General features: G+C 37.7%; 15 protein-coding genes. 10 read left to right on the forward strand and 5 right to left on the reverse strand.

The window, feature by feature from the left end; genetic code table 11:
* Nucleotides 1-56 precede the first annotated feature (56 nt).
* The 4 genes from AC3E9U_RS00115 to AC3E9U_RS00130 form a co-directional block, all read right to left on the reverse strand.
* Entirely contained in the window at nt 57-1,082 is a 1,026-nt protein-coding gene (locus AC3E9U_RS00115; RefSeq protein WP_488744872.1) for a proline iminopeptidase-family hydrolase, read from the reverse strand.
* Nucleotides 1,083-1,099: 17 nt separating this feature from the next.
* On the reverse strand, nt 1,100-1,963 hold the full coding sequence (locus AC3E9U_RS00120) for a bestrophin family protein (protein WP_488744873.1): 864 nt from the start codon (nt 1,961-1,963) through the stop codon (nt 1,100-1,102).
* A gap of 161 nt (nt 1,964-2,124) precedes the next feature.
* Nucleotides 2,125-4,227, reverse strand: coding sequence for an ATP-dependent DNA helicase RecG (gene recG, locus AC3E9U_RS00125; RefSeq protein ID WP_488744874.1), 2,103 nt, complete (start codon nt 4,225-4,227; stop codon nt 2,125-2,127).
* A 51-nt stretch (nt 4,228-4,278) separates the two neighbouring features.
* On the reverse strand, nt 4,279-5,013 hold the full coding sequence (locus AC3E9U_RS00130; RefSeq protein ID WP_488744875.1) for a Dph6-related ATP pyrophosphatase: 735 nt from the start codon (nt 5,011-5,013) through the stop codon (nt 4,279-4,281).
* 75 nt (nt 5,014-5,088) lie between these two features.
* On the opposite strand from AC3E9U_RS00130, the gene AC3E9U_RS00135 reads away from it, so the two are divergent.
* From AC3E9U_RS00135 to AC3E9U_RS00145, 3 genes are all read left to right on the forward strand, one after another.
* Complete coding sequence (locus AC3E9U_RS00135; RefSeq protein WP_488744876.1) at nt 5,089-7,155, forward strand: M1 family metallopeptidase; 2,067 nt, start codon at nt 5,089-5,091, stop codon at nt 7,153-7,155.
* 60 nt (nt 7,156-7,215) lie between these two features.
* Complete coding sequence (locus tag AC3E9U_RS00140) at nt 7,216-8,973, forward strand: hypothetical protein (protein ID WP_488744877.1); 1,758 nt, start codon at nt 7,216-7,218, stop codon at nt 8,971-8,973.
* Between the two features lie 214 nt (nt 8,974-9,187).
* Nucleotides 9,188-10,933: a carboxypeptidase-like regulatory domain-containing protein gene (locus AC3E9U_RS00145; RefSeq protein WP_488744878.1), complete on the forward strand. Its 1,746-nt coding sequence runs from the start codon at nt 9,188-9,190 to the stop codon at nt 10,931-10,933.
* Between the two features lie 34 nt (nt 10,934-10,967).
* Here AC3E9U_RS00145 and AC3E9U_RS00150 read toward each other — a convergent pair whose 3' ends face one another.
* Nucleotides 10,968-11,486, reverse strand: a complete 519-nt coding sequence (locus tag AC3E9U_RS00150) for a DUF7935 family protein (protein WP_488744879.1) — start codon at nt 11,484-11,486, stop codon at nt 10,968-10,970.
* A 97-nt stretch (nt 11,487-11,583) separates the two neighbouring features.
* Here AC3E9U_RS00150 and AC3E9U_RS00155 point away from each other — a divergent pair, with 97 nt between their 5' ends.
* The 7 genes from AC3E9U_RS00155 to AC3E9U_RS00185 all read left to right on the forward strand — a co-directional run bounded on the left by AC3E9U_RS00155 (nt 11,584) and on the right by AC3E9U_RS00185 (nt 20,476).
* Nucleotides 11,584-12,756 carry a carboxypeptidase-like regulatory domain-containing protein gene (locus AC3E9U_RS00155; RefSeq protein WP_488744880.1) on the forward strand — a complete coding sequence of 391 codons (1,173 nt, stop codon included), beginning with the start codon at nt 11,584-11,586 and terminating at the stop codon, nt 12,754-12,756.
* Nucleotides 12,757-12,875: 119 nt separating this feature from the next.
* Nucleotides 12,876-15,206, forward strand: coding sequence for an ATP-dependent helicase (locus tag AC3E9U_RS00160; protein ID WP_488744881.1), 2,331 nt, complete (start codon nt 12,876-12,878; stop codon nt 15,204-15,206).
* Nucleotides 15,199-15,825 (forward strand): hypothetical protein, encoded by a 627-nt coding sequence (locus tag AC3E9U_RS00165; RefSeq protein ID WP_488744882.1) that lies wholly within the window; start codon nt 15,199-15,201, stop codon nt 15,823-15,825. Before AC3E9U_RS00160 ends, AC3E9U_RS00165 begins: the two co-directional genes overlap by 8 nt.
* Nucleotides 15,826-15,873: 48 nt before the next feature.
* Entirely contained in the window at nt 15,874-16,494 is a 621-nt protein-coding gene (locus AC3E9U_RS00170) for an L-threonylcarbamoyladenylate synthase (RefSeq protein ID WP_488744883.1), read from the forward strand.
* A gap of 368 nt (nt 16,495-16,862) precedes the next feature.
* On the forward strand, nt 16,863-17,147 hold the full coding sequence (locus AC3E9U_RS00175; RefSeq protein WP_488744884.1) for a hypothetical protein: 285 nt from the start codon (nt 16,863-16,865) through the stop codon (nt 17,145-17,147).
* 300 nt (nt 17,148-17,447) lie between these two features.
* Nucleotides 17,448-18,929 carry a DUF1254 domain-containing protein gene (locus tag AC3E9U_RS00180; RefSeq protein WP_488744885.1) on the forward strand — a complete coding sequence of 494 codons (1,482 nt, stop codon included), beginning with the start codon at nt 17,448-17,450 and terminating at the stop codon, nt 18,927-18,929.
* A 98-nt stretch (nt 18,930-19,027) separates the two neighbouring features.
* Complete coding sequence (locus tag AC3E9U_RS00185; protein WP_488744886.1) at nt 19,028-20,476, forward strand: DUF1214 domain-containing protein; 1,449 nt, start codon at nt 19,028-19,030, stop codon at nt 20,474-20,476.
* Nucleotides 20,477-20,485 lie beyond the last annotated feature (9 nt).

A 20,485-nucleotide genomic window follows, 5' to 3' on the forward strand; every position in this document is an offset into this window, starting at 1 on the left:
AGGTTTTCAAATATAGTAAACCTTTTCTTATAAATATAGTGAGTATATCAAGATTGTTATTTTTTAAGAAACGAAATCAATCCTTTAAAATAAACATCCTGATCGTCGTAGAAATCCATATGACTTCCCTTTGGACAGAACAGGTAAGTTCCATTTTTAACAGTTCTTGCCATTTCTTCCATATGTTTCGGATCCATCGTATCATAACGGGCGCCAATTACCAATGTTGGGATTGTGATGTTTTTGAGATCAGACAGACGGTTCCATTTTTCAAGTTTGCCCGAAATTCCGAATTCACTCGGCCCTTGCATGGTAACATAAAGGGATTGGTTCATTTTTGAAAAAGAACGTTGTACCGGTTCCGGCCAGTCTTTTGAAGGCATTCGCAAAATATGCTTCTCATAAAAATTAGGCATAAGCAATTCCATATAGCGCGGATTGGCAAAGTCGCTTTTTGATTCGATATCTCTAAGTTCTTTTAAAACTGCGGGATCCATTTGTTTGGCCAGAATATCATCGGCATATTTACCATAAGCGACAGCATCAGCCATCATATTGGAAATGATTAATCCTTTCATATTGCTTTGATACTTCAAGGCATATTCCATGGCCAGAATTCCTCCCCAGGAATGACCCAACAAATAGAAGTTGTCTTTATCGAGGTGAAGCGCTTTTCGAACCTGCTCCACTTCTTCCACATATCGGGGTAAATCCCACATAGCAACATCTTTGGGATCTTCTGAATTCCCGCAACCTAACTGATCATAATAAATGAACTCAATACCTTCAGCCGGAAGGAAACTCTCAAAACATTCAAAATATTCGTGCGTAGCGCCCGGTCCGCCGTTCAGTAATAGAACTTTGATTTTCGGATTATTTCCGATGCGTTTTGTCCAGACTTTGAATGTTCCTTTCGGTGTTTCGATCGGGACCATCGTGATGCCTCCGGTTTGGATTGCGGCATCGCTTTTTTGGAAGTACGTATTGGTTTCGGTGATTTGTTTTTCCGAAGATTCTTTACAGCCGAAGAACAAGGAAGATAATAGTAAGACAGACAGTATAAGCAGACTACTTTTTTTCATGGTATTTTCTTATAAAATTAAAGAATTTCCACGATATGTTTTTTTATATTTTCCGATATTTTCTTAGTTGGCAAATCATTCTCGTCATTTCCGAACGGATCTTCGATTTCTTCAGCAATAAGCTCCAAACTTGCAAGTACATAAAAGATGAAAACCACAACCGGAACTACATAATAGCCTAACGTGAAAGCATATCCGAAGGGTAAAGTCATCACATAAAAGAAAATGAATTTTTTAAGGAAAGCGCTGTAAGAGTAGGGAATGGGTGTGTTTTTAATTCTTTCGCATGCTCCGCAGATTTCTGTAAACGACTGAATTTCTGTATTCAGAATGATTAATTGATCCCCTGTGATTTTACCTGAGTTGTATAAATCATTGATCTTTTCGAACATCATTTTAGCTACCTGATTTGGTCTGTGTTTTTCGTGATCGATTTTTAAATCCAAACCATCAAAAAGCATTAAACTGGTTTCTTCATTTTTCAAGTGTTTATTTAAAATTGAAGCATAACCGGGAATGGCTTTTCTGAAATAAGCCCGGTCGTGCTCATCTTTTAAAATCACAGATAGTTTCATGGCAAAATTGCGACTGTTGTTAACTAAACTGCCCCACATTCTTCGGCCTTCCCACCATCTGTCGTAAGCAGTATTCGTTCTGAAAACCAACAGTAATGAAATTACAAAACCCAGCATTCCGTGCATGGCCCCAAGATTTCTCACATAACTGTTTTCCGGAAGATTTAAATAACTGACTTCTAAATATCCGATGAAGCCTGAATAAATGCCTATAAAAATCATTAGAGGCAATAAGAGCCTAAAAGTATCTGCCTTGTGAAATCTGAAAATGAAAGTAATCCAGTCTTTTGGGTTGTATTGTACCATGTTTATTTAGAGTTGCTGAGTTTCTAAGTAGCTAAGTTACTCAGTTGTTGGGTTTAAAAGTTTAAAATTTCTTGTATTACGAATATTATTTAATTTTGCTTACTGCTTACTGCTTACTGCTTACTGCTTACTGCTTACTGCTTACTGCTTACTGCTTACTGCTAACTAATATAATTCCAGATTGTTTTCTTTTTGCTTATTTCGATGAAAGCCTTTCGTAATGCCTGATGTTCCGGTTTCTCCATTGCTGCGTCATCTTTAAGTAATCTGATGGCATGATGCCTTGCTAATAGTAGGACATCTTTATCTTTAATTAAATCAGCTATTTGCAAATTTAAAACACCACTTTGCTGTTTCCCCATGATATCGCCTGGACCGCGCAATTTTAGATCGACTTCCGCAATTTCAAATCCGTCATTGGTCGCGCACATGGTTTCGATTCTGGTTTTAGTGTCGTTGCTTAATTTATGGCCGGTCATTAGGATGCAGTAACTTTGTTCCGCTCCACGTCCCACACGACCGCGAAGCTGATGCAGTTGCGATAATCCGAAACGTTCCGCACTTTCAATGATCATCACACTGGCATTGGGGACATTTACACCGACTTCGATAACCGTAGTGGCTACCATGATATTAGTTTTACCTTCGGAGAAGCGTTTCATTTCGGCGTCTTTTTCGGAAGGTTTCATTTGTCCGTGCACAATGGAAACGGAATATTGCGGTAAAGGGAAATCACGTGAAATCCCTTCATAACCATCCATCAGATCTTTGTAATCCATCTTTTCAGATTCCTGAATCAGCGGATAAACAATGTAAATCTGTCTTCCTTTCGCGATTTCATCTTTTAGGAACTTCCATACTTTCAGTCGGTTGCTGTCAAAACGATGAACGGTTTGGATCGGTTTTCTTCCAGGCGGTAATTCATCAATCACGGAAACATCCAGATCACCATATAAACTCATTGCCAAAGTACGCGGAATGGGAGTAGCCGTCATTACCAAAACGTGTGGCGGAACTTCATTTTTCTTCCACAATTTACTGCGTTGCTCTACTCCAAAGCGATGCTGTTCATCAATAATTGCGAGACCAATATTTTGGAATTGTACTTTATCTTCCAATAAAGCGTGTGTTCCGATTATGATATGTAAAGAACCGTTTTCAAGTTCTTCGTGGATGATTTTTCTATCCGCAGTTTTGGTTGAACCGGTCAGTAGTTTTATATTGATATTTAAATGTTTAGCTAATTCTGTAATCCCGATAAAATGCTGTGAAGCAAGAATTTCGGTAGGTGCCATTAAACAGGCTTGAAAGCCATTATCAATTGCCAAAAGCATGCTCATTAATCCTACAATCGTTTTTCCGGAACCAACATCACCCTGAAGCAGTCGGTTCATTTGCGCATTACTGCCAAGATCATTTCGGATTTCTTTCAGCACTTTTTTCTGTGCACTGGTTAAATCGAAAGGAAGATGATTGTTGTAAAAAGTGGTAAAATAATCGCCTACTTTTTCAAACGGATGCCCCTTAATTTTATGTTTGCGAATAAGGTTTTTGGTAATCAATTGCAATTGGATAAAGAACAATTCTTCAAATTTTAAGCGGAATTGCGCCTTAGTCAAAAGCTCCTGACTTTTAGGAAAATGAATGTTGAACAAGGCCGCATTCTTCGGAATCAGTTTTAATTCTTCCATCAAATAAGGAGGAAGTGTTTCAGTAAACAAAGTATGCGTTTCAATGAAAAGCTGTTGCATCATTTTGCTAATGACTCGGTTCGAAATTCCTTTATTGGCTAACTTTTCGGTACTCGGATAGACCGCTTGCATGGCTGAACGCAAATTAGCTTTGTGTTCTTCAAGCAATTCCATTTCCGGATGCGCCATATTGAACTGGCCGTTAAATGAAGTGGTTTTTCCGAAAATTACATACACAGTATTCAATTTCAGACTTTCGCGTATCCATTTCTGCCCCTGAAACCAAACAAGTTCCATTTCGCCGGTATCATCCACAAAAGTGGCTACTAAACGTTTCCCTTTTTTCTGTTCGACCGATTTTATATGAATTACTCTTCCGACAACCTGTACTTCGGAATTGCTGTTTTGCAGTTCATTGATTTTGTAATAACGGGTACGATCGATATATCGGTTCGGATATAAATTAAGTAGATCGCCGTAACGATGAATGTTAAGTTCCTTGCGCAACAAATCCCCGCGCTGAGGGCCAACGCCTTTTAGATATTCTATGGAAGTGTCGAGTAAGTTATTCATTTTGGCTTGTAAATCGTAAAGCGAATATAAAACTTAATTTTGAAATGATTTCTATTTCGGAATCAAATCACAATACCAGAATCCGTAATCAAAAGCATCCGAATCATTTGAATCACAAGCGTCATTTGAAGCTTCCTGTTTTGGTTTTTCATATTTACGATAGACGATTTCACCAATTTCAAAATCGATTGGTTTTGAGAAAATAGGTCCGTCAAAAGTAAAAGTGTGGAATTCGCCGTTCTCGCCGCAAACATCAACATTTTCCGGTAAATCCGCTATGAATTGCTCGTCTATAATCCGGCCCACAAAACTTTTGTCCAGATTGCGCTCGTTAACACAGGTTACTATTGTTTTGAAACCAAGATCCAAAAACTCATGAATCAAATCTTTAGTGTCAATTTTCCAAAGCGGAAAAATACCTTCTAACTGCATTTCGGCTAATTTATCTTCACGGTATTTACGCAAATCTTCAAGGAAAATATCCCCAAAAATGGAATGAGTTACACCTTTTTCCTTAAAATAAGTAAGCGTGTCTTTCATCACATTCTCATAAACTTCCATGGTTGGCATTTCCGGGATTTCCATCTTATAGAGTGGCAAACCAATGCTCTCGGCTTGTTGTTCCAAGAGTTCGGCGCGTACACCATGCATGGAAATTCTGTTGTATTGTTTGTTTACACTTGTCAGAAGCGAGACGATTTCAACATCAGGATTCTGAAGTGTTTTATATAATGCCAGAGCCGAATCTTTGCCGCTGCTCCAGTTGAAAATGGCTTTCTTTTTCACGGAAATTAATTTGACCGTAAACTTACTAAAAAGTCCGAAATTCCTTTGTATTTTTGGTTTCCTGATTTGAAAAATATGAAATATTTATTCCTGCTCGTTTCCTCATTTACTTTTGCACAACAAACCGAAAAAATCGATTTTACATCGCTGCATGCTGATCTGAATCCAAACGCTTTGGAAAAATCAATCAGTGGAAAGGTGACGTATGAATTTAAAGTCAAATCAAAAATCGATACCATAAAAATTGATGCGATCCGAATGGAATTCAGCGATGTAAAAATCAACGGAAATCCGGTTAAATTCAAAAACTCGGGAAAAAGTCTGAATCTTTACGAAGGTTTTAAAAAAGGGACGAACAAATTGGAATTTTCTTATTCGGCTAAGCCAAAACAAACCATGTATTTTGTTGGGGATTTTTCAACGGGTTCAGGTCAGATTTGGACACAAGGTCAGGGGAAATACACTTCACATTGGCTGCCAAGTTTTGATGATGTGAACGAGAAAGTGGTTTTTAATCTTTCAATCAATTTCAGAAATGACTTTGAAGTGCTTTCAAACGGAGTACTTAAATCCACTGGTTATAACAGCAAAGGAAACATCAAAACCTGGAACTATCAGATGCAAAAGCCAATGAGTTCTTATCTTGTAATGTTCGCCATAGGAAAATTTACGAAGAAAACTGAAACGTCAGAATCAGGCACACCGTTGGAGTTTTATCTGAAGGAAGAGGATAACGACAAATTTTCAACCACCTATAAACATTCAAAAAAGATATTCGATTTCTTTGAACATGAAATAGGAGTGAAGTATCCATGGGAGATATACCGTCAGGTTCCGGCAATGGACTTTCTGTATGCCGGAATGGAAAATACTACTTCAACCATTTTTGCTCAGGATTTTGTGGTGGATGAAATTGGATTTAACGATCGTACTTATGTGAACGTCAATGCTCATGAACTGGCGCATCAGTGGTTTGGCGATATGGTAACGGCCCAAACCGGAAAACATCATTGGCTGCAGGAAGGTTTTGCCACGTATTATGCTTTGTTGGCGGAAAAGGAACTTTTTGGGGAAGATCATTTTAATTACGAATTGTATCAGATGGCAGAAACACTTCAGAGAGCTTCAAAAACAGATACGATTCCGCTTCTGAATGAAAAAGCAAGTTCACTGTCATTTTATCAGAAAGGAGCGTGGGCGCTGCATTATTTAAGAGAAAATATTGGTGATAAGAATTTTCGAAAAGCCGTTAAACGCTATTTAAAGAAGTACGGTTTCGAAAATGTGAATACGGATGATTTCCTGTCTGAGATCAGAAAAGTTTCCAAATTTGATACTAATGCATTTAAAAGAAACTGGCTGGAAGCTTCCGGATTTCAAGTGAAGGAGGCGTTGGCTATTTTGAAAAAAAATAAATTTATTTCTGAATATTTAACGTTGGTAGAACAATCGGAAGTGCCTTTTGCAGAAAAGAAAAATCGTTTTGAAGCCATTTTGAATTCGGATGCTTTTTATCCGATTAAAGAAGAAGTGATTTACCAGATGAAGGAAGTTTCTTTTGAAGAGAAAAAAGAGCTGCTTGTGAAAGCGATGCAGACAAATGATATCAAAGTGCGACAGGCAATTGCGGTTACCACAACGCAAATTCCGGTCGATTTTAAAACGGAATACCTAACATTGCTGAATGATAAATCCTATTTCACAAGAGAACTTGCATTTAAAAATGTAATGGCACAATTTCCGGAAGATCGGTTTTCATTATTAGATCAGACCAAAGACTGGGTTGGTTTCAGTGATAAGAATTTGCGGATTACCTGGTTGACCTTGGCTTTGGCCACAAAAGACTATCAAACCGAAAATAAAGTGAAGTTTTACGATGAATTATTGGCCTATACTTCACCTGATTTCGAAGCCACTACAAGACAGAGTGCCATCGTGAATATGTTATTCCTAAACAAAGCTGACCAAAACGTGCTGCCCAATCTTGTAAACGGATTGACGCATCCTAAATGGCAGTTTACCAAATTCTGCCGTGAAAAAATCAGGGAAATGCTAAAACAGGATGCGTTTAAAAAATATTTTAAGGAATTGTTACCGTCATTACCTGAGAATGAGAAGGTTCAGCTGGAACGACTTTTTTAACAATTTTTCTTACGCAACCAATGTGTTTTTTCTGCGTCTTTGTAAGTATAATCTTTTACTATGAAAAAACATCTTGCTTTATTTGCAGCTTTGCTTACGGTACTGTTACTGGTAAGTTGTAATCCAAATGACGACGGTTCAGGAACTACTTCAAATGATCCGTTTACTCAAAATTTCGGTAATTCCGTTACCCGTGATTTTATTGGTCAGGTAGTTAATGAATCTAACCAGCCTCTTAAAGGCGTGACGGTAAAAATTGGATCAAAAACTGCTCAAACGGATTTTAATGGAGTTTTTATAATAAACAACGCTGCTGTTTATGAGCGTTTTGCATACATCACCGCAAAAAAAGCCGGTTATATTAATGGTTCCAGAACAATGGTGCCTACCACAGGGAAGAACAATGTGAAAATCATGATGATGTCCAGTAGTCAAGTTCACAATGATTATTTTTCATCTGGTCAAGCAACCGAAGTTATTTTATCCAATGGAACCCAAATTAATTTTGACGGGGCATTTCAGGATGAATCCGGTAACACTTATTCGGGTAATGTAAGTGTTGCGGCGTTTCATTTAGAGGCTTCTAATGAAAATCTAAGCAGTTTAATGCCGGGAATGTTGTATGCAAAAGACAGTAATGGTGAAGAAAAAGTACTTGAAACGTACGGAATGATGCATGTAGAGTTGAGAGGAGACAACGGTCAGAAACTGCAAATTGCTAATGGACATACAGCCCAAATTACTATGGCTATTGATGAAACACAATTGGCAACGGCTCCCAATACGATTCCGCTATGGCATTTCGATGAGGTGAAAGGCTATTGGATAGAAGAAGGAAGCGCCACCAGAGTTGGAAATAACTATGTTGGGAATGTTTCACATTTTTCGTGGTGGAATTGTGATGAGCAATTCCCAACTGTTTCTTTAACTGTAAATATAATTGACCATAGCGGAAATGCTTTGTCAAATGTATCTGTACAAATTATAAGAACGGTTAATAATGTTGGTAGTTATGGAACTACCAATAATGCAGGACAGGTATCCGGATTGGTCCCATCAAATGAGGTGTTAACACTTCAGGTCCATGATCTTTGCAATGGAAGCGCTATTTATTCTTCTTCCATTGGTCCGTTTTCAGCAGATACAGTTTTGCCAACAATAACGATTAGCAGTTCGATTCTAACCTCCGAAGTAATTGGAAATTTAATAAAATGCGACGGGGCAAATGTTTCTAATGGATATGTTATGCTTATAAGAGACGGATATCTTCCTTTGATAGCTTCGGTTTCTACTGGATATTTCAATTTCAATATGTCTTATTGTAATGATAATTCAGCTTTCCGCATAAAAGGTATCGATTATGACAATAATATGGCTACGACAATTACAGATCATAATTTCAGTGCCCCAATAACGAATGTTGGAACTATTGTGGCTTGTACTACAATGACCGAGTTTATTTCATACCAGATAGACAATAGTCCTGTAAGATATTTATACGAAAATTTAGGAGGGGGAGATCTGGAACCATATGGGCCTCAATTTTATATCTCTGGCTACAATGGTGGAGATATAGAATTAAATATTTCCGGTAATAGCAATACTCCCGGTATCCATACAACAAATTCGTCAGGTTATGAAATTAGAGGAACTGAGACAGGTGATATAACTATTGGGTCTCCCAATACGATAAACTTTAATTTAACTAATTTTGGAACTTTTGACGAGCTTATTGATATGACTTTCAGTGGTACATACACGAATCAAACGGGAACCCACTTAATAACAGGGACGGTGCATATTATTAGAAATCAGTAAATATCAATTTTCTATATAAGCCCTGAATTTTTCAGGGCTTTTTTTATTGTCTGCAGTAAAGAAAGAATTAATAGCACTATACTATTACTAAAGGAATTAATTTTAAGGTTTCATAAATGAAATATAAAGGTTTTCTGTGCGAATTATTTCGTTATTTTCTGGCACAACCAATCAATTAAAAAGTTATCTTTATGTAAATCAAAAGCGTTATTTTATGGGAAAAGTGAAATCGTTTTTTGCAGGATTACTGGTTTTAGGATTTTTGACGGGTTGCAGTGATTGTGATGATAATGTTTCATCTGCTGCAAATGATTTTTCTCAAAATTTCGGAAGTCAGGTTTCAAGGGATTTTATTGGTCAGGTAGTTGACATGAATCAAAATCCCATTCAGAATGCCGAAGTAAAGATCGGGAATTCCACTGCCCGAACTGATAGTAATGGTGTTTTTATGATTAATGGCGCAAGTGTTTATAAGCAGTTTGCCTACATTGTTGTAAAAAAAGCTGGTTATATTGACGGTTCCCGTGCCCTTGTTCCCACGAGCGGAAAGAATAATGTAAAAATAATGATGATACCAAATACTCCTGTGGAAAACATTCAATCGGGAGTACCAAGTGAGGTGATCTTACCAAACGGGACCAAAGTAAATTTTGATGGTGCTTTTAAAGATGAAAACGGGAACGGTTATTCAGGCTCAGTTCAGGTTTCTGTGTTCCATTTAGAACCGACAAATGAAAATCTGAACAGTTTAATGCCTGGAATGCTCTATGCCGAAGACAGAAGTGGCAACGAAAAAATTCTGGAAACATTCGGGATGATGAATGTGGAATTAAGAGGATCCGGAGGACAGGCACTACAACTTGAAAGCGGGCATACCGCACAAATAACAATGCCCATTGATGGTTCGCAATTGGGCACAGCTCCAAACACGATTCCGTTATGGCATTTTGATGAATTAAACGGGTATTGGAGAGAAGGAGGAAGTGCCACCAGAGTTGGAAATAATTACGTTGGAACGGTTTCTCATTTTTCGTGGTGGAATTGTGATGCGCAATTCCCAACCATATCTCTGACAGTAAATATAGTGGATCAAAATGGAAATCCTTTGTCAAATGTATCTGTGCAAATCATAAGAACAGCTAATAATATAGGAACCCACGGAATTACAGATGAGGCTGGACAGGTATCCGGATTGGTGCCGTCAAATGAGGTGCTAACGCTTCAGGTTAATGATCTTTGCGGTGGAAGTGTTATTTATTCTTCTTCCATTGGTCCGTTTTCAATGGATACCGTTTTGCCAACAATAACTATTAGCAGTTCGATTCTAACTTCTGAAGTAATTGGAAATTTATTAAAATGCGACGGCACAGATGTTTCTAATGGATATGTTATGCTTATAAGAGACGGACATTCTCCTATGGTAGCTTCGGTTTCTAATGGAGATTTTAGTTTTCATATCCTATACTGTGACAATGATACAAGTTTTCAACTGAAAGGAGTTGATTATGACAACCTTCAAGAGACAGAGGTCATAAATTATAATTTTGTAACTCCAACGACTACTATTGGAAATGTATCGGCCTGCAATACGATTTCGGAATTCATTTCTTATCAAATCGACAATGGCGATGTACTACTATTAATCGAAAATTTACAGGGAGGCCTTGGTCCCAATGCCCAGCCTAATTATCTGCAGGTAAGCGGTACAAACCAAAACCAGTTTGGACTTTATATCTGGGGAAATTCAAATACTCCGGGTATTTATACAACCAGTATTTATTCTATCGAGGGTTCACTCGTCGGTTTTATAGGGAACGGAACTCCAAATACGATATCTTTTAATTTAAGTCATTTTGGAGCAATAGGTGAGTATATAGATATGACTTTCAACGGGACTTATTCGGATACGACCGGAACGCACACAATTAATGGTGTAGTTCACGTGGTAAGAGACAATTAATAAAAAAGCCCTGTAATTAACAGGGCTTTAAATATTATCCTAGGATTTCAGTGATTTCATTTTTTATGAAGGACAGCGCCAAAACGGTTGGCGATTGGCTTTCCATTAAGTCGGTTAAAAGTTTTTCACGCAGTTTATCAGCGTTTTCAACTTGCAATGTTGTTTTTCGGATGGTTTGGATAACGGTGTTTTTTGCAGTAAGAATGATGTTCCAGCATTCATCCGAAATATAAACCTGTTGCGTCAAATTATGCTCAAATTCCTGCTCGATATGACGAATCAAAAGAGACTCATAATCCGTTTTATCGTTGGAAAGCGGAGCAATGCGCACCAATAGTTTTCCGGGGTTGATTCGCTCAAGGAATAAAGCCATACGCTCGTAGGCTTGTAAACGCAATGGCAACGCGGTTTTCTGAGATTCTTTGTGTAAAAGAAAACGTCGACGGCCTTCTTCGTTTTTCAAATAAGACTGAAAAAAGTAATACGCTACACCGCCTGTTATTATTGAGGGTAATGTATACGCTGCGATATCAATTAATTTAGTGTAATCCATTTTTGGGTTTAATTTTTACAAAAGTAAAAGAATAACAGAATTTAGGTTGTATCCTTGACATCTTTTTCCTTATTTTTGTTAACAAGACAGTAAAAATATGAAAAAGTTATTACTGGTTTTTATGTTTTTTATCCACTTAGGCGTTTTTTCTCAAAATGTGGAGATTACAGTAGCCCTAAAAGACTATGAAACCAATTTACCCATTGAAGATGCTTCCATTACGGTACTTAACACCAATCAGGGACTTATAAGTAACAGTGATGGAATTTTTAAACTTTCTTTGGACAAGCCTTCGAAAATTAAGATTTCTCACGCGTCGTATAAGACCATTACTGTCAATTCGGCTTCTTTAAAACTGAAGGAAAATATAATTTATATGGACCGCAATACCAAAACTTTGGAAGAGGTCATCATTACGACAAAGCACCCACAGGAGATTTTAAAGAAACTGGTTCAGAACTCAAGCGATAAACTGACGATTCCGGTGAATCTCAAAATTTATGTTCGCGAATTCTTTAAGAAAAATGACAAGTATACTTCCTTTAATGACGGCCTTTTGAATTTTTATATTCAGGGAAGGCCGACAAATGTCAAAACGGATATATTGGTGGAACAGAACCGTTTCTACGGACTAATTAATGACGAAGTGGATGAAAGTACGCTAGGCTATAATCTAAATGACATCATTGGCAATTACTACGAATTTAAATATCTGAGTAAAGTGGTTGAAGCTTATTCAAAGAAAAAATACGATTACGAAATTAAAACCTATCCCAACAACGACGATTACTACATTATGAAGATCAGACCACTGCCAAACGTCGATGGTTATTATCCTGACTTCTTCGTTGTGTATGATTATAAAAAAAACATCATCATTGAAATCAATTCTTCGGTACTGACAGAGCGTTATGAATTTAAAGGCGTGACCGATTTCTTAGTGATTAAGGGAAAGATATTTAATTCGGTTTTCAATGCGACGTATAAATATGAAGGTAAAAATTATTATTTAGCCAGTTCCAAAGAAGAGATTGGTTTCAAAACAACCAACAAAAAGAAAGAAGAAGAGCGCATTGAAGTGAAAAATTACCTTGTAACCACAAATTTCAGTACCAAGCCGGTTCCATATGATAAAAGCGATGTCTACAAGGAAAAGTCCTTATTCAATAAACGAAATACCATCTTGACCAATTACTGGGAATTCGATTCCGGTTTAACTCCGACGGAAGAAGAGAAACAAATTATTGAGAATTTAGCTTCCAAATTATAGAAAACTTTACATCTAAGGCATTCAAAACTTGAATGTCTTTTTTTATTAGTTATTTTTGTGGATTATAATTCCAAAAACTAAGAAACTCAGTTGTTTTGAAACTCAGTGATTCCAATAAAATGCAAAAGATAATAAATCAGCTTAACGAAGCTCAACGCGCGCCTGTACTGCAAAAAGACGGACCAATGATAGTGATTGCGGGTGCCGGTTCCGGAAAAACACGTGTGCTTACAGTTCGTATTGCCAATCTAATTCACCAGGGTGTTGATGCCTTCAATATTTTATCGCTTACGTTTACCAACAAGGCGGCACGTGAGATGAAAAAACGTATTACGGATATCGTAGGTCCGGAAGCCAAAAATCTTTGGATGGGAACCTTTCACTCGGTTTTTGCCAAGATTTTGCGTATTGAAGCGGATAAATTAGGCTATCCAAGTAATTTCACAATCTATGATGCTCAGGATTCCGTGCGTCTGATCGGACAGATTATAAAAGAGATGCAGTTGGACAAGGATGTCTATAAACCAAAGCAGGTTTTCGGTCGAATTTCATCCTATAAAAACAGCCTGATTACCGTTAAAGCTTATTTCAATAATCCGGAGCTGATAGAAGCCGACGCGATGAGTAAAAAACCGCGTATGGGTGAAATTTACCAGCAATATGTGGAGCGTTGTTTTAAATCGGGCGCCATGGATTTTGACGATTTACTATTGAAAACCAATGAATTATTGAATCGTTTCCCAGATGTATTGGCTAAGTATCAGGACCGTTTCCGCTACATTTTGGTGGATGAGTACCAGGATACCAATCATTCTCAGTATCTGATTGTTCGTGCGTTATCGGACCGATTCCAGAATATCTGTGTAGTAGGTGACGATGCGCAGAGTATTTATGCTTTCCGCGGAGCGAATATCAACAATATCCTAAACTTCCAAAAAGATTACGATGGCGTTCAAACCTACCGATTGGAGCAGAATTACCGTTCGACAAAAAATATTGTAGAAGCCGCTAATACCATCATCGACAAGAATAAAACCAAGTTAGACAAAGTGGTTTGGACAGCTAATGATTTTGGTCCGAAGATCAAGATCCACCGCAGTTTGACTGATGGGGAAGAAGGTCGTTTTGTAGCTTCCACTATTTTCGAAGAGAAGATGCAAAAGCAGATGATGAACGGACAATTTGCTATTTTATATCGTACCAATGCACAGTCCCGAGCAATGGAGGATGCGTTGCGTAAAAGAGATATTCCTTACCGAATTTACGGAGGTTTATCATTCTACCAACGTAAAGAAATTAAGGACGTTTTGTGTTATTTGAGATTAGTTATTAATCCAAAAGACGAAGAAGCTTTAATCCGTGTAATCAATTATCCTGCACGAGGAATTGGTAATTCTACGATTGAAAAATTAACGGTTGCCGCGAATCATTATAAGCGTTCCATCTTCGAAGTTATGGAACACATTGAAAAAATCGATTTAAAGCTAAATTCAGGGACCAAAAATAAGTTACTGGATTTTGTAATGATGGTTAAGAGTTTTCAGGTGATCAATGAAAATCAGGACGCTCTTTATCTGACGGATCATGTAACCAAGAAAACAGGTTTAATTCAGGAACTCAAAAAAGATGCCACTCCGGAAGGTATTGCCCGTATTGAAAACATTGAGGTTCTGATGGGTGGTATCAAGGATTTCATCGAAGGGCAAAAAGAAGTGGACGGTGCCCGTGGTGCTTTATCGGAATTCCTGGAAGATGTGGCTTTGGCGACGGATTTAGATAACGACACAGGTGATGACGACCGAGTCGCATTAATGACCATTCACTTGGCAAAAGGACTGGAGTTCCCGACGGTTTTTATCGTAGGTATGGAGGAAGATTTGTTCCCAAGTGCAATGAGTATGAATACCCGAAGCGAACTGGAAGAAGAACGCCGACTGTTTTATGTAGCCCTGACTCGTGCCGAACATCAGGCGTATTTGACTTACGCTCAATCCCGTTATCGTTGGGGAAAACTGGTTGACAGTGAACCATCGCGTTTTATAGAAGAAATCGACCCACAGTATCTGGAATATCTGACACCGGTGGAAACCAATTATCGTTACAAACCGATGATCAATACGGATATTTTCGGGGATGTGGATAAATCAAAACTTCGATTGTCAAAACCGGTTGCAGGTACACCTCCGAAATATATTACAGATAATGAGCCAAAACCGGACTTAAATATTCGTAAATTAAAGCCTGTTTCTGGCGCGGTGCCAAGTGGTAAAGCCAATTTATTTGACGGTAATTTAGCAGTAGGGAACATCGTAATGCACGAACGTTTTGGAAAAGGACAGATTCTTAATTTAGAAGGAGCAGGGGCAGACAAAAAAGCCGAAATCAAATTTGAAGTTGGCGGAATTAAGAAATTATTGCTTCGATTTGCAAAACTGGAAGTTATTGGGTAATTCAGTTAAAAAGAGACCAAAAGTAAATGTAAAGCAGAAGAAAAAATCTGAAAAAATCAAGTATAGGATTTTTATAGGATTCGCGATTGCTAATGTAATTTACTATTGTTTCTTCGAACCTTTGCTGTTTGGACAGGACATCAGGTATAATATTTCTATATTTTGGATTCCGATAATATTGGGGTGCATTACTGTGTCTGCACTTAATGTTTTTGAACTCAGCTGGAAGGAATTGTTCTCCGACTTAAAAAAGGAAAAGAATATTTTTTTTAAGGTTTATTATCCGATTTTCTTTTTACTGATGAACCTGGTGTTTTCCTATTTGACATTCGGTTTTACAGCACGGGTAGTCTGGAATACCATAAATTTATCCGAATCTAAAATAAATAATGTGGAGGTATTTTATTTGCCAGTATATGACTTTAGTGAAAGTCGCGGAAAAGGCAGTGATAGAATATACTTTAGATTTAAAAATAACCTTGAATCGATTCCTCTTAAACATCAAACAATAAAGCCGTACTTAGAGGAAGATCCTGATGATTACACTATTGTTTTAAAAGTAAGGAAAGGAGTTTGGAATCATTATGTGTTTGAAGATTGGGATTTAATCAAGAAGTAAGGAAATGTCGGATTTTTCAAGTATCTTTACAGTATATTCCGATAAAATATGGCACAATTCATCAAAATATATCCGCAAAACCCAAGTGAAAAAGAAATCGCAAAAGTGGTAAAAACACTTCGTGATGGTGGTTTAATCATTTATCCAACGGATACGGTTTACGGTTTGGGATGTGATATTACCAATACCAAAGCTCTGGAACGTATTGCTAAAATTAAAGGAGTTAAGCTGGAAAAAGCCAATTTCTCGTTCGTTTGTCATGATTTAAGTAATATTTCCGATTACGTAAAGCAGATTGACACGTCTACATTTAAAATACTGAAAAGAGCTTTACCAGGGCCATATACTTTTATTCTTCCGGGAAACAATAATCTTCCGAAAGAATTTAAAAAGAAAACGACGGTTGGTATTCGTGTGCCTGATAATGAAATCGCTTTGGAAATTGTCCGCCAACTGGGAAATCCAATCGTTTCTACATCAATTCATGACGACGATGAAGTTATTGAATATACTACTGATCCTGAATTAATCTTTGAAAAATGGCAAAACCTTGTCGATTTGGTTATTGACGGTGGTTATGGTGATAACGAAGCTTCCACCATTATTGACTTATCTGAAGGAGAACCTGTTGTTGTCCGTGAAGGAAAAGGAAGTTTGGATGTTTTATAAGAATTAATGAAGAGTGATTAATATAAAAAACGCCTTGAATTTTCAAGGCTTTTTTTGTTTACCATGACTGTAAACTAACTGCCTGCATAAATGACTCTGCACCATTCAGAATGACTTCTAATCCTCGAGGAGTTCATCCGATGCAAATTAATATATTTTTCTAACCACCGAATTCTTTCTTGTAAAAGAGTACCTGACCTAATTAAAAAAAATATTTTCTATATTAAAAGTACTTTGTATTTCAAAGTTTATTATATTTGTGATAGAACTCTGGAGGTAAGGAGGTAAGTCATTTAAACTTATAAAAGAAATGGACTTTCGGAATAGATTAATACCAAGATAATTAGCAAAAACATAAATTTATTATTATGCAAAACAAAAGGCTTTTAGGAATTGTGCTAACGGTAGCAATTTTATTGTTGATTCCGTTTACAGCAATGCAGTTTACCGAGGAAGTAAATTGGACTCTATTTGATTTTATTGTTGCTGGTGTTCTATTGCTCGGCACCGGACTCATGTGCGAACTTGTAATGAGGAAGGTGAGTAAAACGGAACATAAAGTAGCGCTATGTACAGCACTTCTCGTGGTACTTGCACTTATTTGGATTGAATTGGCTGTCGGTATCTTCGGAACACCGTTCGCAGGATCGTAAAATAGAAGGAAGAAGGTTTGACCTAAAACTATCCTGAATTGTATTTAAATTCAAAATTCATTCTTAAAACTCAACAACCGACAATTAATACTTGTCGGTTTTTTTATTTGTTACAACGATTAATTTATTGAATACAAAAAGTATTACAAAAATTTGTATGATATTTCAGTAATGTATTGAAAAATAGGAAGTAAATAGTATCTCGTTATGATGTGAATTGGACTATCAATATTGTAAATGAGCGCATTTTACTTATGCAAATCTATATTTATTTATAAGTAGCTATCAAAAACATTAATTATGAAAATACATTTAATAATTATGGCATTCACTGCAATGCTACTAGATGCATCATGTAACGATCGGGATAAAACGACTAAATCAGATTCATCAGATGCAGAAGTGGTTTCAACAGAAGGAAAGATGGCTTCGGGAATCGTTCCTAACACCATGATGACGGAAGAGTACGTGAGAAGCATGACCAACCTTATATACCTATGGGGCTGGCCCATGGTCAATGTACATAACAGGGTGGCGATGTTCAGACAGTTAAAAGAGCCTATGTATATTGGTGGTGTTTTGCCAGGAGGCCCAATAAACCGTATTTGCATGCTCACCGACTACATGAAGGCGGAACAAAGAGTCGTTGCCTGTCCAAACCAGGATGTAGTGTATGGAGCAGGTCCGCTGGATTTACGCAAGGGACCTGTAGTGATCCAGGTACCGGATTTTGGCGACCGTTTTTGGGTATACCAAGTGGCAGACCAGCGAACGGATGGTTTTGCCAAACTCGGAAAAATGTACAATTCGAAACCTGGCTTTTACCTGTTTACGGGTCCAGATTGGAATGGTAAAATTCCTGATGGCATAACGGACGTATTTAAATGTTCAACTGCATTGGGATTCGTTGCCCCTCGCGTTTTTCAAACAGATGATCCTGCCGATAAAAAGGCGGTTCAGCCATTAATCAATCAAATTACCATGTACCCGCTTAGTGAGTTCGATGGAAAGATGAAAATAACCGACTGGACAAAAACTAAAAGCACACCGCCCGACAATTCAGGAGGAGGAGAAACAAAATGGGTATTGCCGGGAACTTTCTTCGACCAGCTTCCCATTATCATCAAAGAAGTGCCGCCCCTGGCGGGAGAAGAAGCATTGTATGCTCAGATTGACGGTTTACTCAAGGGAATAGCTAAGAATCCAAAATTGAAAGAGGTAGCAAAAACAGCAGCAACAGACGCAGAGAAAAATCTTATTTCACCTTTATTTCAATTTGTTAATGTGGGATATCCCATAAAAAATAATTGGAATACACAAAGCAATGGAGCACAGTTTGGATTTGATTATCTCACACGTGCGTCTTGTGCCAAAGCAAATATTTTCGTGAACAAACCTAATGAAACGAAATATTTTTATCAGGATTTGGATCAGACAGGTGCAAGACTAAATGGTAATGATAAGTATACTGTGACTTTTACGAAAGATCAAATACCGCCCGTAAAAGGATTCTGGTCGCTTACCATGTACAGCAAGGAGCATTTTTTTGTACCGAACCAGCTGAACAGATATTCACTCGGTACAAAAAATAAAAACCTTAAATACAATGCAGACGGATCTTTGACGCTGTATGTACAAAGTACACCGCCGACCGAGGATAAAATGAGTAATTGGTTGCCTGCTCCTAAAGAAACGTTTTCATTATATGTGAGATGTTATTGGCCGGATGAAAGTGTATTAAATGATAGCTGGAACCCGCCTGCTGTATTAAAAGTGAAATAAGTTGATGAAGTAAATGTGGCACCCTTTTGAAACTGATGGGAGGTGAGAAGTTAGTCTTTAGTTTTTTTAAAAAATAATACAATACATAATAAACTGCTATGAAAAATATCTTACTATCATTTTTGTCCATTCTGTTTTTGTGTTCTTGTAATAAGCAACAGCAGCAATCAAATACTGAAGAAAAGACACATTCAGCCGTTGGTACATTCGAACCCAAAAATATTCAGGAAGAAATGATTTACAGTCGTGCCCTCACAACAGCGATATGGAGTATGCCTGTAGTAAATTACCAACTTATGTATCAGGAGATGGCAACTAAGCTTAAAGGCAATTTTAATCAGATTGTTATCTGGCCAAAACTTTTGGATTGGAGAAATCAGACACTTACGCCCAATCCCGATGTCATCTATATCATGCCTTTTTTCAATACAAAAGATGTTGGTCCTATTGTTTTGGAAATTCCGCCTGCTGATAAGGGAGTGTTGAACGGAAGTGTAATGAACTATTGGCAGGCAGCTATTGAAGATGTTGGACCTGGCGGAGTTGATAAAGGCAAAGGAGGAAAATATCTGTTTCTCCCTCCGGATTATGACGTAAATAAGGTTCCGAAAGGTTATATCCCGCTTGCTTCTAATACGTACCAGGGTTATGCTCTGATCCGTTCCGTTCTTAAAAGCGGAAGCGCTGCTGATGTTACGGCAGCCATCGAATATTCAAAACGAATCAAACTTTACCCTTTATCACAGGCAAGCCAATCACCGCAGACTACTTTTCTGGATGCAAGCAATGTGGTGTATGATTCTTCCATCCCATATGATATCAGATTTTTTAAATCGCTCAATATTATGGTTCAAGCGGAGCCGTGGCTTGAGCGTGATAAGGCGATGATTGATCTTTTAAAAACAATTGGTATTGAAAGAGGAAAACCTTTTAATCCCAACCCACGAACTGAAGAAATTTTAAATCATGCAATCAAATCAGCAAAAGCATGGCTCGATGTTAACTATGAGTCGATGCCAAAATATTATGGTGATGCTCATTGGTTCTTTCCGGCCTCGGAAGAAACACATCAAAGTATCATAAACGATTTCAAAGTTCCCGATTCGTATCCGGTAGATAATCGCGGGGTGATTTATACGATGGCTTTTTTTAGTGCGAAACATATTGGTGAGTCACAATATTATTTGATGACATTGCAAGATAAGGATGAAAAACCGTTCGACGGCAGCAAACATTATAAATTGACTGTACCTGCGAACGTACCGGTGACCCAATATTGGTCAATGACGGTATATAACCGACATACACATACCTTCATCCGCAATGCAAAATGGATGGCACGTTCTTCGCAAACTCCCGGTATTCAGAAAAACAGCGATGGTTCCGTGGATATTTACTTCGGACCAACTCCTCCGTCAAGTGGCGAGTCAAACTGGATTCCAACGGATGCTAAAGGACAATTCGAAGTACTCGCACGTTTTTACGGTCCTCAGAAAGCTTTGTACGATAAATCATGGAAGATGGGGGATATCGAGGAAGTGAAATAGTGAACTGAA

Source organism: Flavobacterium sp. 21.1 (assembly GCF_057801535.1).

Bases quoted from the DNA above. Each gene is read 5' to 3' on its own strand.
- AC3E9U_RS00115 (WP_488744872.1), bottom strand. From the start codon at position 1,082: ATGAAAAAAAGTAGTCTGCTTATACTGTCTGTCTTACTATTATCTTCC.
- AC3E9U_RS00120 (WP_488744873.1), bottom strand. From the start codon at position 1,963: ATGGTACAATACAACCCAAAAGACTGGATTACTTTCATTTTCAGATTT.
- recG (WP_488744874.1), bottom strand. From the start codon at position 4,227: ATGAATAACTTACTCGACACTTCCATAGAATATCTAAAAGGCGTTGGC.
- AC3E9U_RS00135 (WP_488744876.1), top strand. From the start codon at position 5,089: ATGAAATATTTATTCCTGCTCGTTTCCTCATTTACTTTTGCACAACAA.
- AC3E9U_RS00140 (WP_488744877.1), top strand. From the start codon at position 7,216: ATGAAAAAACATCTTGCTTTATTTGCAGCTTTGCTTACGGTACTGTTA.
- AC3E9U_RS00145 (WP_488744878.1), top strand. From the start codon at position 9,188: ATGGGAAAAGTGAAATCGTTTTTTGCAGGATTACTGGTTTTAGGATTT.
- AC3E9U_RS00150 (WP_488744879.1), bottom strand. From the start codon at position 11,486: ATGGATTACACTAAATTAATTGATATCGCAGCGTATACATTACCCTCA.
- AC3E9U_RS00155 (WP_488744880.1), top strand. From the start codon at position 11,584: ATGAAAAAGTTATTACTGGTTTTTATGTTTTTTATCCACTTAGGCGTT.
- AC3E9U_RS00160 (WP_488744881.1), top strand. From the start codon at position 12,876: ATGCAAAAGATAATAAATCAGCTTAACGAAGCTCAACGCGCGCCTGTA.
- AC3E9U_RS00170 (WP_488744883.1), top strand. From the start codon at position 15,874: ATGGCACAATTCATCAAAATATATCCGCAAAACCCAAGTGAAAAAGAA.
- AC3E9U_RS00175 (WP_488744884.1), top strand. From the start codon at position 16,863: ATGCAAAACAAAAGGCTTTTAGGAATTGTGCTAACGGTAGCAATTTTA.
- AC3E9U_RS00180 (WP_488744885.1), top strand. From the start codon at position 17,448: ATGAAAATACATTTAATAATTATGGCATTCACTGCAATGCTACTAGAT.
- AC3E9U_RS00185 (WP_488744886.1), top strand. From the start codon at position 19,028: ATGAAAAATATCTTACTATCATTTTTGTCCATTCTGTTTTTGTGTTCT.